Here is a 13,399-nt window from a genome sequence, read left to right as displayed (position 1 = left end):
ATTCAAAAGCGACAGATTTTGGCAGTCACTTAAATTTCTTTCATGAGGTATCTATATCTTGTGAAGTGTGCTACCTTGCCTGTCGCTATGTCTTTAAAAAAAGTTCTTCCTTACATTCTTGCGACACTGCTTCTGGGATTCCTAATGGGAATGGTGCAAACGCCTAAGGTTTTACTGAAAGGTAAAACGGGAAACCAAGTAAATGCGCAGGAAAGTATCGAAGGATATTTTTATCTTCCGGTTGGATCTAGCAACGTCTCTGCTATTTCTCAGCAAGATTATGTCGGCATTATTGGCAGATTCATCGCGCACAATTACAACAGAGTGGTCAGTGAAACGGGATTGCCTTTGTATGTCGCTTTAGAGTGGGAAAATCCCTACTTCGGTGCCTTTGCAAAAAAGAATTCAGACACCATGCAAATTTCTTTGTGGGGTGGAATGGCGCGAGCACCGGGAGCAACTCCAGGAGCTTTAGCCGCAATTCTTTGTCATGAGTTAGGACACATCGTTGGAGGACAACCCCGCCAAACAATTCCAGGCGTGGAGTGGTCTTCTAGTGAAGGACAATCTGATTTTTTTGCAGCGTCTCAGTGTTTGCCTTCTTTCTTAAATAAATATCCAGACCTTGTTTCAAGCTTTGATCCCGAAGTGATGGCAGTGTGCAAAGAAAATCTGACTTGCGCCAGAACGCTACAAGCAGGTTTGGAAATGTCTCGCCTCTTGCAAAAATATTCTTATCGTGAATACGTGCCTGTTAGCTTGAACGTCACAGAAAAAGAAACGGCAGAGCTTCTTCGTAACAAATATCCGTCCGATCAATGTCGATTGGATACATTTAAAAACGGAGCCCTATGCCAGTTAGGAAACTCCTGCCGAGCGCCGAGCTGCTGGTTTCCTAAAGAGTAAATAAACTCCCAACAGAGCTACACACACGCTGATCCAGCTTGAAATGGAAATTCCTAGATTGGGTCCGCGAAAATCATCACGGAAATTTTCCATTAAGAGTCGGCCGACGGCATGAAGAATCATCCACAAAAAGAAAACACTGCCGTCCTTTTGAAAAACGGAAGGTTTACGTTTTGTCACAGGAACTTTTTCAATGCCAAGAAGAATAAATAAAACGCCTAGCTCCCAAAGAACAGCATAAGCCTGAGTAGGGTGTCTTCCACCGATAGCCCAAGGTAAATCGCAGTATCTTCCATAACAACATCCTGCCAGCAAACAGGCAGAGCGTCCGGCGGCGTAGGAAAAGGAAAGAACCGGAGCGAAGAGATCCAAATATGCATCCACAGATTTTCCGGCTTTGAAACACAAGTACATCAGCGCAAAGACGCCAGCCAACAAAGCTCCGCCGTAAAAAACAAAGCCGCCATTCCAGAAATGCAAAATGCGCCAAAGATTTTCGCGGTAGTATTCAAAGTCTTCGTAGAAAACATGAAACAACCGACCGCCGATGAATCCCGTCACCATAACAATAAGACTTAGGTCCAGAGCTACCTTCGTTGAAAGTTGAAAGCGCTTTGCTCTGCGGACAAGCCAAATAAGTCCCAACGAAATCGTCACACTTAAAACTAAATAGTAAGTGGGGATTTCCAAAAATGGAGAAACACGGATAACCGGGTACAAAGAACCTCCATACCGACGATAGACTTAATTTTCTTTTATTCCCCAAAATATTCAAGACGATTCTGGTCAAGGCCTTACAACTAATTACATAATTGAAACTATATGAAGTTGCATCCGGTTGAAATCGCCAAGGAAATTAAAGCGTTTTCTTTTTTCAAGTCTTTCAGTGAAGACTTGCTTCTACAAGCATCTGCGATGATTCACACGGAATCATTTCCTGCTGAGAGCTTTATTCTTCAGGAAGGAAAAAAGAACAGCTCTTTGTTTTTCTTGCGCTCCGGAAAAGTCGAGGTCTCACTTGCCGGTGAGGTGATTGCAACTCTTGAAACGCCGGGTGAAGTGTTTGGAGAAATGAGTGTTATCACCTCCAACCTCACGTCCACAACTGTGAAGGCTTTAACACCGGTTGAATGTTTTGTTATTCGCTCTGAAGATTTCGCTCACGTTCATCCTAAAGACAAAGATCGTTTTCAAGCTCTGCTATTTCAGATCTACTGTTTCATTTTGACAGAAAGACTGATGCGCACGAATGAAAAGGCCCGTCTTTTCGAAATCCTCAATCGTGAATTGCATGAAGCCCAAAGCGCCATTGAAAAAAGCGGCGGCGGAAAAGTCCTTCTTGTTGAGCCCGATAAAAAACAACAGCTTCCCATTCGCATGGCTTTAGGTGGTACGGGCGTTCAACTCGATATCGCCAATGACTCCGAAATGGGCCAGGCCTTTTTAAAAGAAAATCAATACGATATCGTTCTTTGCGAAGAAGCTTGTGTCGATGTGCTTAAGTCTGTGCAGGACAATAAGCTGTCTCCCTATGCGGTTCTTTTAACAAGCAAAGACGTGCAAGGAAACTTGCAAATTCTTGAGCGCAACCGCTTTGTCGATCACATTATCTCGCGTGACGCCGAAGATAAAAACGCAACCATTCGTTATGTTTTAACAGCCTTAAGCAAACTTCTGAATAAAGACCTCTTCGGTATTGAGAAATACCTCACCTGGGGAGTCGAAGTTCAAAACAAAACAGTTTCTCATTCGGCTCAGCGTGAGGAATTGCGCGAAGAGCTTTATACCTATTTCAAAAAGATGGGAATTCGCAGCACGGTTTTAGATCGTGTGAACACCGTCGTTGAAGAAATGCTGATGAACGCGATTTATGATGCGCCCGTGGATTCTCAAGGGAAGTCCATCTTCAATCACATTTCTCGTAAAGAAGAAATTCAGCTTGATACGCATCAACAATCTCAGCTTCGTTACGCCAGTGACGGAGTGTTGCTCGCAGTCTCTGTTAAAGATCCATTTGGTTCTTTAACTAAGAATATCATCGTGGATTACTTGATCAGTTGTTACAGCGGTCAAGCGGGCAGCATGAACTCCAATAAGGGCGGCGCTGGTCGCGGACTTCATCAGATTATTGAAAATGCAGATTTAACTGTCTTTAACGTTAAAAAAGGCGTGCGCACCGAAGTGATCTGTCTTTTTAACGTCGATGGACAAAAGAAAGAAGCGCAACCTTCTTTCCACTATTTCTTCGTGTAAGTTAAAATTCCAATCAACATCTGTCCAATCAGAACACAAGGCACTGTGGGTAACGTCGTGGATAACAAGGACACGACAAACCCCAAAAGGCTTCCTACAAAGGAAATCACCAGAATTCGCTTCGTATAAGATCGCAGATTTTTACTGCGGTGAGCGGCAAAGCTCGTGGCGATAAAGAGTGAACCGATCGTAAAAAGATAACCCATGCTTTGAATGGCCATCGTTGTAAGCAACAATGTCCCGATATCAAAAAGACGATTTTTTCCACTGCGATGAATCCAGCTGTGATTCACCAACTGATAAGAAATCATCGACAGAGTTCTCCAGTTAGAAAGCACGAATCCGCCAAAAAGAAACCCCATGATAAGACACGCCTGTGCGCCGCTATCACTCATCACTGCCACATCGCCGAAATAGGAGGACGCCATATGGGATTCCAGCGCCGGAGTTAAAGAGGTCAAAAGATAGGTGAGTGATAAGAAGAAAACAAAAAGTGTCAGATAAATATGATTGCGGTCGGCTCTGGTTTCAATCAAAAGATCCGACAACAAAAGTGTCAGCCATCCCAAAGAAAGACCAATCAAAAGATTCAGACCATGATAATCAGTGCCAAGCCAAATATTGATCGCCAGGCCCAAAACAATTCCCAAAGAAGAACCTTGGCCCAAAACAAAAATCTGCGCGCTTTTTTCACGAGCCGTCCATTGCGAACCAATCATCGCAAGGACACTCGCCATCAAAACACTTGCAGGTAAAGACCAACGATAAATCTGTAAAAGCTCCAAGAATGAACTCATCATCGGATCTCCAGAAAACGAACTTTGGCCCAATCTTGGATAAAGGCGCGATGAGAAACTAAAACTAAAGAACTTTCCGGGTGCTCTTTTAAAAATTGAGCTAAAGCTTCTTCCAAAACTTGGATGGATTCTTTATCAACGTGATTAAAAGGCTCATCCAGTACAAGCAAACGTGGTTTCTTACCAAGTGTAGCCGCCAGCAAAATCTTCTGACGTTCTCCGCCGCTCGCCGTATTCCATTTTTTATCCAGATCAATGCCTTTAATCAAAGAGGCAGGAATGTCTTCAGAAGAAGACAGCATGTCTTTTAAAGTCAGCGGCAAATGAAAATGCAGGTTTCCAAGTTGAGGCAAATATTGAATATCCGAATCAGGAATAAGAAAATGAAATTGGCCTTCGTAATATTTGTGAAGGCCCAAAAGAGTTTTCAGCAAAGTGCTTTTTCCCGCGCCATTTTCACCGCGCAAGAAAAGCACTTCTCCGGCAAGAAGTTCAAAACTCACCGCAGGAGAAAGATATTTTCCTTCACGGCTTTTGGCTCTTAAGTTTTGAACTTCAAGAATCTGACTCATGGAATGGATTTTACTAACAAGTTTTGCAAAGCTTCAATGTTCTTTGCATCTGTGCTGCCACTGCTCTGAACGTAAGAAGGAACAGTTACCACGGGAACTCCCGAAAGCTCATGAAAGCGTTCCAAAGTTTTATGGGGAGCTGACGGGGTTGCGAACAGCACCGCAACTTTGTTGTCCTTTGCCATCTTAGCCACTTGAGCAATGCGCGCCGCTGATGGCGGCATTCCCGGCTTTTCCTCTAAAGAACCGAGGGACTCCAAACCGTAAGCATTAAAGAAGTAAGTGAATTCTTTATGGTACTCCATCACTTTGACTTTCTTGACCGTCTTAGCCAAACGAGCGTGAAGTTCTGTCATCTTCTTTTTGAATGCATCATAATTTTTCTCAAACTCAGAGCTTTTAGCAGGGAGTACTTGCGACAACACGCGCACCACTTCTGCGCCACCTTCAGCCAATTTTTCTGGAGATAAAACGAAGTGAGGATTTCCATGAGGGTGCACATCACCCAAAGAGCGATCAATCACACCTGTTGGAACCTCTAAAGCCTTCACACTTTTTCCAAGAGCGCAGAATCCAGGTCCGCCTTCTTGAACTTTTTCATTTCCCGATTTGCTTAAAACTTTTGGCAACCAACCGATTTCCAAATCAAGGCCCACGGAGCAAACCACGTCAGCGCGATTCACTTTTAAAATAAAATCAGGGCGAGCTTCCGCATAGTGAGGATCTTCCGATCCTTTCAAAAGAGTTTGAACTTCCACTTGATCGCCACCAATGGCTTGAACTACCTCAGCGATATCCGGTTGTGTTGCCACAACCTTGATTTTTGCGAAAGCGGAAACAGAAACTAAAAAAAGCACTGAAAAAATAAATTTACTCATACATCACCTCTAGAAAGAGTGCGCAGGATGCGCGCCCAGGATAGAAACAAGTTGCAATTCAATTTTCTGATGAACAGTATCGGATTCGCCTTGATACGTTTGCACATCATAGCCATAAGCCACGCGGAACAAAGTGAACTCACTGTGTTTGTAAGTCAGTGTCGGAACCAAACCATAGTTGAAATTGTCCTGTTTAGATCCATCCGCTTCCGATTTTCTAGCAAGTTCCGTGAATAAATCAATGCGAAGACCTGCAAAGAGCTGCTCTGTTAAAGAGAACTGTGGATAAACATAAGCTCCAAGGTCCTCTGAAGTCGCCAGGCCTGAGGCGCTCTGATTGCGATACCAGATTTCAGATTGCAAAAGAAAATTGAGAATCTTGCCTTCCATTTTTTTAAAGACGAAATCTAAACCATAAAGTTGAGTTTGCACTCCGTGCGCATCAGTTCTTCCTAAATAATTTGCGCCCCATTGAAGCGCGCCGCTGTCGCCGAAATCAATAAAGTTTACAGGATGAATATAATGAGTCGGCACGCGCGGTTTTTCTGCCGGAGTTTCTGAGTGTTCACCAAAAGAGTAACCATTCGTCACACCCACTGTAATATCCCAATAAGAGTCCATCGGAAGCAGCGTTGAAAATTCAGCTCCGGAATCGGCAACACCTTCGTCACCTAAAAACTCTGCTTGAACACGCGGGGCAGAAATAAAAGCCCAATCATGTTGATGAAACTGATTCAAACGGCCGACGCCTAAAAAGAATTTTCCGATTTTAAAACGAGACGACGGAATCAATTTGCTGGAACTTAAATAAGCTTCGTGAACTTCCGCTTTGAATTCACCGTCTTCATTGTGAGCCGCGAAATTTAAAGTGGCATCAAACGTCGGATCAAGAGGACCAAAGAACAACAACTCCGCTGAACGAATATCGAGCTTGTTTTCTTCTGAGTGCTCAAAATCAAAAGGGGCGGTGATATCGATAGCCGCTGACGTCTGGATGTTTTGCAGAATATTTTGTGCGTGAGCCTGATAAGCTCCTGCCAGAATTAACAGAGATACTAGAACCTTCATCGTTTTCATTCGTGAACACTCCTCCAATAGTTCGCTTCTATCAGCCCCATTTTTTAATTGCAAGTAATTTGCATTTAAAAAATGCAACGAATGGTTGCATAAGAGAGAGACTTGTTGCGGCAAAAGGCTCTCCGAGCTATGAAGAGCGCATGCCAGGATTAATTCGTTTTCGTTGGATTGCCATTGCCTGTTTGATTCTAGGAACTTTGCCGCTTCTAAAATGGGGCTTTTTGCAAACACGTGATGTGCCGTACTTCATCGCTGTTCTTGCGCTGCTTGCCACTTTCAATGTGTTAGCTCAAGGGATTTGGCCTCGTGAGGAATCGGCAAGACAAAAACACGTTCTCGTGAATCTGTGGGTGGATCTACTGGCTGCCGTCGGTTTGCTTTTTGTGAGTGGATCGGCGAACAATCCTTTTATCAGCATTTTATGCATTCACGCTTTTTTAGGCGGGATGCTTTTAAAACAAAAATCTTCGTATCTTTTTGGTCTGACTGTTTTAGCTCTCTTAGGTCTTTTGCAATTTGAAACTTATCTCGACGCCAAAGTCACGGTAGGAGCTGACACTTCCGAAATGTTATTAAGTTTTCTTTCGCAATGGGTTTTGGTCACAGCCTCCTGGTTTGTGAGTCACTACTTCTCAGGACTTCTCCATAAAAACGAACAGCGCATCCGTCTTTTACAAGATCGCCAACACCAAGCTGATCGTTTGAAAGCCTTAGGTGCGTTGACGGCGGGGTTTTCCCATCAGTTGGCGACACCCATGAACTCCTTAAAACTTCGCATGGAGCGCGGTCTTAGAAAACTCACGAATGAAGATTCACCTGCCAAAGAAGAATTTGAAAAAGCGCAAAGTTCTTTAGACGAATGTGTACGTGTGTTTCAGCACATGGCTTCGGTGTTCTCGCGCTCGTCCCAATCAGAACTGCAAAAAGTCCAAGTAGAGCTTCTCACCGCAGATCTTTTAAAAGTATGGGAAAAAGAAAACGAACCAGTGTCCGTTGAAAAACATTTTACGACGGAAACCTTACCCTGCCGTTTACAGGTTCTCGCTTTTTCACAAACTTTTTTTGATCTTCTCAATAATGCCTATGAAGCGTCACCAGAAGGTTCTACGATTTACGTGCGCCTTTTTAAACAAGACTCGTGGATTGTTTTAGAGGTCACAGATCGCGGAGAGGGTCTTTCCAAAGAAATTCTTTCGCGCTTAGGGGAGCCTTTCGTAACAAGCAAAGCTGACGGCAATGGCCTTGGACTTTACTCAGCTTCGATGATGGCGCAAGGTGCGGGTGGCGAATTTAAAATCTTCAATAATACTTCAGGCCGAGGGGCAACAGCGCAAATCTGTCTGCCGGTGGAGGAATTATGATGGACTTCAAAGGAAAAAAACTTTTACTCGTCGAAGACGACCAGGGATTGCGCGAAGTTCTCACCGAAGAACTGCAAGAACGCGGTCTGCAAGTCACAGCCTTTGCACAAACGCCAACACTCAATGCTTTGCAAAGTTTCGACTGGGCTCTTTTAGATCTGCGTGTGGGCTCTGAAAACAGTTTGGATTTTTTACGCGAACTGAAAGTCAAAAATCCGCAAATCAAAGTCGTGATGATGAGTGGCTTTGGCAGCGTCGCTTCAGCAGTAAAGGCGATGCAACTAGGCGCACACAATTTTATTTCAAAGCCAGTAACTCCCGACATGATTCTAAAAGCCTTCACGGATCAAACCGTGGGCGAAGAAGTTCCCGATCAGGAAATTTCTTTAGCACGCATGGAGCGTGAATATATCGATTATATTCTGCAAAGCTCTGACGGCAACATCACTCAAGCAGCGAAGAAGCTCGGCCTTCATCGCCAAAGCCTGCAAAGAAAACTTCGCAAAAACATTCCGAATAAATAAAAAAGGCGCCTACTTGGCGCCTTCTGCTTTTTCTTTCTTTTTGTTTTCGATGAACATCAAAAGAAGCAAGAGTCCCACTCCGCCGACAATCGCCATGTCGGCGATGTTGAAGGCTGGCCAGCTCCAACGGTTGTAAAGGTGGAAATCCAAAAAGTCGATCACATAGCGAAAGCGCAAACGATCAATGTAGTTTCCAATCGCGCCACCAAAGATACTCGCAAGAGCGATGATCTGTTTTGTGTCCGTGTCTTTCACTCCACGCAAAATTCCTAGAATAATCACCAACGCAATTGGCGGCATTGAAAGGAAAAACAACTCACGGAAGGAAGGATGGCTTTCCGCCAAAAATCCGAAAGCCGCGCCGAAGTTTCGTACATAAGTAAGATTAAAGAAATTCGGAATCACACTCACGGATTCGCCCAAGTGGAAATGCGTGTGAACGTAAATTTTCACAACTTGATCAAGGGCGACAAGGATGCCGGAAATAAGGACAAGCCAGATGTATTTTTTCTTCATGACCGCGAGTATAGACTACTTTTTTTGCTAAATTAAGTGATTTCCGGCAGATACCGCTAGGGAATGCTATTTCAGAAGGCCTTTGGAACGACTGTAGCCGATTTTAATAAGCATACGAAGAGCTTCCAGGTCCGAACTGAGGTTGAACTCTTCTTTGACTTCGCGAATCATGCCCTGACTGCACGAATCCAAAAGCTCGGAAACATCCGGGTTGCGAGTCGTCGCTGTCACGGTCTTTTCTGTATAAGACACTTGAGTCTGTGTCGGTGCCGTCACCGGAGGAGCGACCACTGCCGTAACCGGAGTGGCCTGGTGGACGACCGCAGCCGCAGGAGCAACATGGTGGTGATGCACAGGAGCTGAAACAATCGGCGCTTGTTGTTGAGGGCGATTGTCCAATTCCCCCATAATTCCAGCCAAGCTTTTCAGCTCATTTTTGAAGTTTTGAATGCTCGGTCTTTCTAGAACACTATCGCCATCACGAGTGGCCTTCAGATACAAGCTCACAAGAATATCCGGAGTTGTTGCCATCTCTTTGATCGAAGAGTTTTGCACCATCAGCCACTGGTAGGCCTTGAGCAAAGTATCTTTCGTGTAAGCCTGTGGCGGCAACGGGTTCATGGTCATTAAACAGAATCTCCAGACGTGAGGGGACTGAAACTACAGATTCAATGGCAACGAGTCAACGAGCACTCTTCACCAAATCCAAACAATTTACTGCTCAAAAAATGTGCACAACTATATGGCGGGCCTTTTAGCGTATTACAAAACTAGAGGCGTCGCAGAAATTGAAAAAAAGAGAAAGAGTTTTTCTTGATTTTTTCGATGGCTCTTTTTGCATAAGAATTTTTTATCCCTGTGGTTTTTCAATGAGGATCTCAAATTAGGAATATCCCTCTTTCGATCTCTAAGAGTCTTTAAAGATAGGCGGACAAAAAAATTTTGCGCAATGGATTTGAGAAGGCATGCTCTCCCATTCAAGATATCCCGAAACTCAACCGAATAAATACTCATGATCTTCGGAACGTTTTGGAAACAATCTCTTATTGGGACTTTTTTTGTTTTCCTTGTGGGATGTTCTCTGGATGCTTCACTAATAAGTGAAGAGTTGCCTTTGCTTGAATCCAGTGGTGAGCCCCTGCAATTCAACGTCGTAAAACTTGAATTTGGAGAAGGAGCTGTCGGAACTCCCATATCCAGAACAGTCACAGTGTTCAACCGTAGTACCGAGATCATTTCTGAAATTCAAACGTGGTCTTTAAACTCTCCTTTCTACTTTGCCGGTGGAATTTTTCCTGGAATTGGTGGCACTTGCAGTGAGCAACTCAATCCTTTGCAGTCGTGCACCTTAGTCATTGAGTTTGCGGCCTCTGCTCCGGCAAGCTTCGAAGACGAACTGATGTTGAAATATCTTTTCCAAGGTGAAAACAAATCCAAGACATTGCAAATTCAAGGGGCCGCAGATTCCACGGTGACCGCCGTGGATTTAAAAGCGGGTCCGATGATATTCTGCGCGCGACTTTCCAACAACTCGCTTCGTTGTTGGGGTGAGGGCGGTTACGGCAAACAGCTTGGCGACGGTGTGACCTATTCAATGTACGACGGAGTAACAACTCCTGTAACGCCACTTCAAATGTCTTCGGATGTTCTCGATTTCGATATGACTTGGGGCTACAGCTGCGCCATCAAAACAGGTGGGCAAGTATGGTGTTGGGGAAGTTACACTCCAGGCGGATCATTAAATTCTCCAAGCCTCTTGATTGCATCAGGCGCAGAAAAAATCTCTATTGGAGAAGGGACGAGCGGTTGTGCCGTTATCCTCGGCGGAGTCAAATGTTGGGGATATGACGCTTACGGCGGTTTGGTGGGAGACGGTGGAGGAACAGGTTCGCTGCTTCCACCAACAGATGTTGTAGGACTCAGCGGAACTTTTATTGATGTTGCTGTAGCACGTGAAGCTGCGTGCGCGTTGAACTCCGTCGGAGCTGTCTATTGTTGGGGGAGCAATTCTTCAGGTGCCTTGGCCAAAACGGGTGTGATGTCCTCTTCTTCCGCAGTACTGACTGAAAATATGGTTGCGGGATTGATAGATATCGAAGCGTCATCCATCAATTCCTTCTGCGGGCTGACTTCAGATAATAAAGTGTATTGTTGGGGCGGTAGCATCGGCGCTGTTCCTACACAAGTGACAGGAATCTCTGGCGGAGTTTCAAATTTAAGATCAATACTCAACTCAAGCAATTTCTGTATTGCTAAAGATGACAACTCCGGACTCTATTGTTGGGCGGCGTCCTTGCCTTTAGTCGCTTCTCAACAGAGTTACGGCTTAAGCTCAATTTCTTCTTATGATGTTGCTGGTTACACTAGCACTATGTGCGCTCTTACCGACGGCAACGTGAAGTGTTGGGGAAAAAATATTTACGGGCTTCTCGGAATCGGTGGCGCCAGTGGCAAGGTTCCTACCGCATCTCCAGCAACAATTCCAGGTCTTCAAAATGTCGAGCGTTTGACGATGGGCCAAGTCGGATTGGCCGTTCACGCGGACGGATCGTTAAGTTGTTGGGGTGATAACTCTTTGGGAGAATGTGGTTCCGGAGATCTTGAGCCCATCAATATGGCCAAAAAAATATTCTTCTCTGGGGTGACACGTGCAAAAAACATTGGCTCTGGAAGATCCTGTATTATCCGCAACTCTCAGGTTCTGTGTTCCGGAAGTACGTATTCACAAACTTTGTTTACTCCTCTCAGTCCGGATCTAACACAAGCAACTGACCTGGATGGAGCTTATCATTTCTGTGCAGTATCAAACGGAGCTGCTTATTGTTGGGGTTGGAACAATCCAACAGTCTTAGGAGCAAGTTCGTGTGTTGGAGACTGTCAGCTGAATCCACAGGCCGTGCAAGGTATGGAATCTGGAGTCACCGCAGTTTCGGTTGGGTATGAACACGCGTGTGGGATTAAAGATGGACAAGTGTATTGTTGGGGCTTCTCGACAAGCAATCAATTAGGAAGTGTCGGAGGAAGCACTTCAGTAGCACGTCTCATAGACAATTCTCCGACAGATGCCATCGCAATTAGCTCAGGTTACTCGTTCAGTTGTGCCGCGAAAGCCTCCGGGGGAATCGTATGCTGGGGCAATGGCTTTGGAGCACCAGTGGTTTTGTCAGGAACTGAATCTTTGGTTGCGAGCAATCTCATCCTCGCGGAATACTCTAAAATCTTTTTTAGTTCCGGAACTCTGGCCTACGTCTACAACGGATCATTGTCGACACAAGCAACGAACTGGGATTACTATGAAGAGTTTAGTATCCAGGGCGGAACTTATTATGCGACCTGCGGAATTCAGTCTGGAGCAGTGAAATGTTTCGGCTCGAATATTTTTGGTAACTTGGGATTGAGTAATCCGTCCCCCGCGACCATGAAGTATGTTCCGTTTCCCGTTTACAATTTATTTTAAAGGTGTTTAGTCATCATGATGTCTGTCGTATAAGTTCCGTCTGCCAAGCGATAAGCACCCGGGTAGCGACCGACTTCTTTAAATCCTGTTTTCAGATAAAGTTTATGAGCGCTGATGTTGGGTTCCATCACATTAAGTTCCAAAAGAGTAAGACCCTCAACCGATCTGCAGACCTCGATTAACTTTTGAAGAACGGCTTCACCCAAACCAAGTCCGCGAAAATCTTGATGCACCGACATTCCAAAGCTGGCGCGATGAAAACGTTTGGTGTCCTTGAACGAGCGGAAATCCGCGATGCCCACGATATGTCCTTTATGCTCAGCGATCACAAGGGCGTTGCGCGGATCCTCGTTGGCGTCTTGGATCCATTTTTCCTGAGTTTGCACGGTCTTGGTTTTTAATGATTCAGGCGTACTCAAGATATAGGGCGATGTCGAAAAGATATTTGTGACTGCTTTTAAAAGCTTCTCGGCATCACCGATTTTCGCATGACGAAGCAAAACCTCTTGGCCATTTTTAAGAGTCACAGTGGAAGATGGAAAGAGAGCCATAGACACCTCACAACACTTGTTTAATAACAATGACATAAAGTGTATTCATTTGCCACATTCTATTTTTGAAGTGACGGCCGTGGCCGTGTTTCCTAAAATGAAATCTCCTGGGAGTGTTATGAAAGACAAAATACAGAACGCCAGCCGCAACCTCAAAAATCTTCACCGACGCTTTTTGGAATTAGAGCGCGTCGCTGCAGAAAAGTATTTCGAGCGCCGGATTTCTCCTTTTGATTTCTTGCAAATTCTTACTCACGACAAAAACTTTGCATGGCTTCAACCATTCTCAGCGTTGATCGCAGAGATCGACGCCTTCGTAGACGAGTCAGAACAGATTGTTGAAACGGATCTAACTTGCATCAAGGATCAAATCGATTTTGTTCTGCATAAGTCCGAAGTGAACTCCAAAATCTACCATCGCTACCAACACCACATTAGCGAAGATCCTGAATTCGTGATGATGCACGCAAATCTCAACGAAGCATTAAGTCAGCTAAAGCCCTAAAA

14 protein-coding genes are annotated in these 13,399 nt (G+C 44.8%); 6 read left to right on the top strand and 8 right to left on the bottom strand.

The window, feature by feature from the left end; translation table 11 throughout:
• Positions 1-42 precede the first annotated feature (42 nt).
• On the top strand, positions 43-906 hold the full coding sequence (locus tag AAAA78_RS15855) for a hypothetical protein (protein WP_340593051.1): 864 nt from the start codon (positions 43-45) through the stop codon (positions 904-906).
• Here AAAA78_RS15855 and AAAA78_RS15850 read toward each other — a convergent pair.
• Positions 859-1,626 (bottom strand): prolipoprotein diacylglyceryl transferase, encoded by a 768-nt coding sequence (locus AAAA78_RS15850; protein WP_340593050.1) that lies wholly within the window; start codon positions 1,624-1,626, stop codon positions 859-861. The two genes, AAAA78_RS15855 and AAAA78_RS15850, sit on opposite strands and share 48 nt — an antisense overlap.
• Positions 1,627-1,728: 102 nt before the next feature.
• Here AAAA78_RS15850 and AAAA78_RS15845 point away from each other — a divergent pair, with 102 nt between their 5' ends.
• On the top strand, positions 1,729-3,159 hold the full coding sequence (locus AAAA78_RS15845) for a cyclic nucleotide-binding domain-containing protein (RefSeq protein ID WP_340593049.1): 1,431 nt from the start codon (positions 1,729-1,731) through the stop codon (positions 3,157-3,159).
• Here AAAA78_RS15845 and AAAA78_RS15840 read toward each other — a convergent pair.
• The 4 genes from AAAA78_RS15840 to AAAA78_RS15825 are packed head-to-tail and all read right to left on the bottom strand — an operon-like array spanning position 3,144 to position 6,483.
• Positions 3,144-3,959: a metal ABC transporter permease gene (locus AAAA78_RS15840; protein WP_340593048.1), complete on the bottom strand. Its 816-nt coding sequence runs from the start codon at positions 3,957-3,959 to the stop codon at positions 3,144-3,146. The genes AAAA78_RS15845 and AAAA78_RS15840 overlap by 16 nt on opposite strands.
• Positions 3,956-4,528, bottom strand: a complete 573-nt coding sequence (locus AAAA78_RS15835) for an ATP-binding cassette domain-containing protein (RefSeq protein WP_340593047.1) — start codon at positions 4,526-4,528, stop codon at positions 3,956-3,958. Before AAAA78_RS15835 ends, AAAA78_RS15840 begins: the two co-directional genes overlap by 4 nt.
• Positions 4,525-5,406, bottom strand: coding sequence for a metal ABC transporter substrate-binding protein (locus AAAA78_RS15830; RefSeq protein WP_340593046.1), 882 nt, complete (start codon positions 5,404-5,406; stop codon positions 4,525-4,527). The genes AAAA78_RS15835 and AAAA78_RS15830 overlap by 4 nt, the downstream gene beginning before the upstream one ends.
• A gap of 9 nt (positions 5,407-5,415) precedes the next feature.
• Entirely contained in the window at positions 5,416-6,483 is a 1,068-nt protein-coding gene (locus tag AAAA78_RS15825) for a hypothetical protein (protein ID WP_340593045.1), read from the bottom strand.
• A 140-nt stretch (positions 6,484-6,623) separates the two neighbouring features.
• Between AAAA78_RS15825 and AAAA78_RS15820 the strand changes: the two genes are divergently transcribed.
• Complete coding sequence (locus AAAA78_RS15820; RefSeq protein ID WP_340593044.1) at positions 6,624-7,844, top strand: sensor histidine kinase; 1,221 nt, start codon at positions 6,624-6,626, stop codon at positions 7,842-7,844.
• Positions 7,841-8,368 (top strand): response regulator transcription factor, encoded by a 528-nt coding sequence (locus AAAA78_RS15815; protein ID WP_340593043.1) that lies wholly within the window; start codon positions 7,841-7,843, stop codon positions 8,366-8,368. The genes AAAA78_RS15820 and AAAA78_RS15815 overlap by 4 nt, the downstream gene beginning before the upstream one ends.
• A gap of 9 nt (positions 8,369-8,377) precedes the next feature.
• Here the strand turns inward: AAAA78_RS15815 and lspA are convergent, their stop codons facing one another.
• Complete coding sequence (gene lspA / locus AAAA78_RS15810; RefSeq protein ID WP_340593042.1) at positions 8,378-8,884, bottom strand: signal peptidase II; 507 nt, start codon at positions 8,882-8,884, stop codon at positions 8,378-8,380.
• A 66-nt stretch (positions 8,885-8,950) separates the two neighbouring features.
• Positions 8,951-9,511 carry a hypothetical protein gene (locus AAAA78_RS15805; RefSeq protein WP_340593041.1) on the bottom strand — a complete coding sequence of 187 codons (561 nt, stop codon included), beginning with the start codon at positions 9,509-9,511 and terminating at the stop codon, positions 8,951-8,953.
• Positions 9,512-9,896: 385 nt separating this feature from the next.
• Here AAAA78_RS15805 and AAAA78_RS15800 point away from each other — a divergent pair, with 385 nt between their 5' ends.
• Positions 9,897-12,341 carry an RCC1 domain-containing protein gene (locus AAAA78_RS15800; protein WP_340593040.1) on the top strand — a complete coding sequence of 815 codons (2,445 nt, stop codon included), beginning with the start codon at positions 9,897-9,899 and terminating at the stop codon, positions 12,339-12,341.
• On the opposite strand, the gene AAAA78_RS15795 is transcribed toward AAAA78_RS15800, so the two are convergent.
• Positions 12,338-12,892: a GNAT family N-acetyltransferase gene (locus tag AAAA78_RS15795; protein ID WP_340593039.1), complete on the bottom strand. Its 555-nt coding sequence runs from the start codon at positions 12,890-12,892 to the stop codon at positions 12,338-12,340. The genes AAAA78_RS15800 and AAAA78_RS15795 overlap by 4 nt on opposite strands.
• 118 nt (positions 12,893-13,010) lie before the next feature.
• Between AAAA78_RS15795 and AAAA78_RS15790 the strand changes: the two genes are divergently transcribed.
• Positions 13,011-13,397: a hypothetical protein gene (locus tag AAAA78_RS15790; RefSeq protein WP_340593038.1), complete on the top strand. Its 387-nt coding sequence runs from the start codon at positions 13,011-13,013 to the stop codon at positions 13,395-13,397.
• Positions 13,398-13,399 lie beyond the last annotated feature (2 nt).

The sequence above is a fragment of the Bdellovibrio sp. BCCA genome, assembly GCF_037996825.1.
GTDB lineage: Bacteria > Bdellovibrionota > Bdellovibrionia > Bdellovibrionales > Bdellovibrionaceae > Bdellovibrio.
This window is presented reverse-complemented; position numbering and strand designations above follow the sequence as displayed.

Coding starts and splice junctions, on each gene's coding strand:
- AAAA78_RS15855 (WP_340593051.1), top strand. CDS start 43: ATGAGGTATCTATATCTTGTGAAGTGTGCTACCTTGCCTGTCGCTATG.
- AAAA78_RS15845 (WP_340593049.1), top strand. CDS start 1,729: ATGAAGTTGCATCCGGTTGAAATCGCCAAGGAAATTAAAGCGTTTTCT.
- AAAA78_RS15840 (WP_340593048.1), bottom strand. CDS start 3,959: ATGATGAGTTCATTCTTGGAGCTTTTACAGATTTATCGTTGGTCTTTA.
- AAAA78_RS15835 (WP_340593047.1), bottom strand. CDS start 4,528: ATGAGTCAGATTCTTGAAGTTCAAAACTTAAGAGCCAAAAGCCGTGAA.
- AAAA78_RS15830 (WP_340593046.1), bottom strand. CDS start 5,406: ATGAGTAAATTTATTTTTTCAGTGCTTTTTTTAGTTTCTGTTTCCGCT.
- AAAA78_RS15825 (WP_340593045.1), bottom strand. CDS start 6,483: ATGAAAACGATGAAGGTTCTAGTATCTCTGTTAATTCTGGCAGGAGCT.
- AAAA78_RS15820 (WP_340593044.1), top strand. CDS start 6,624: ATGCCAGGATTAATTCGTTTTCGTTGGATTGCCATTGCCTGTTTGATT.
- AAAA78_RS15815 (WP_340593043.1), top strand. CDS start 7,841: ATGATGGACTTCAAAGGAAAAAAACTTTTACTCGTCGAAGACGACCAG.
- lspA (WP_340593042.1), bottom strand. CDS start 8,884: ATGAAGAAAAAATACATCTGGCTTGTCCTTATTTCCGGCATCCTTGTC.
- AAAA78_RS15805 (WP_340593041.1), bottom strand. CDS start 9,511: ATGACCATGAACCCGTTGCCGCCACAGGCTTACACGAAAGATACTTTG.
- AAAA78_RS15800 (WP_340593040.1), top strand. CDS start 9,897: ATGATCTTCGGAACGTTTTGGAAACAATCTCTTATTGGGACTTTTTTT.
- AAAA78_RS15795 (WP_340593039.1), bottom strand. CDS start 12,892: ATGGCTCTCTTTCCATCTTCCACTGTGACTCTTAAAAATGGCCAAGAG.
- AAAA78_RS15790 (WP_340593038.1), top strand. CDS start 13,011: ATGAAAGACAAAATACAGAACGCCAGCCGCAACCTCAAAAATCTTCAC.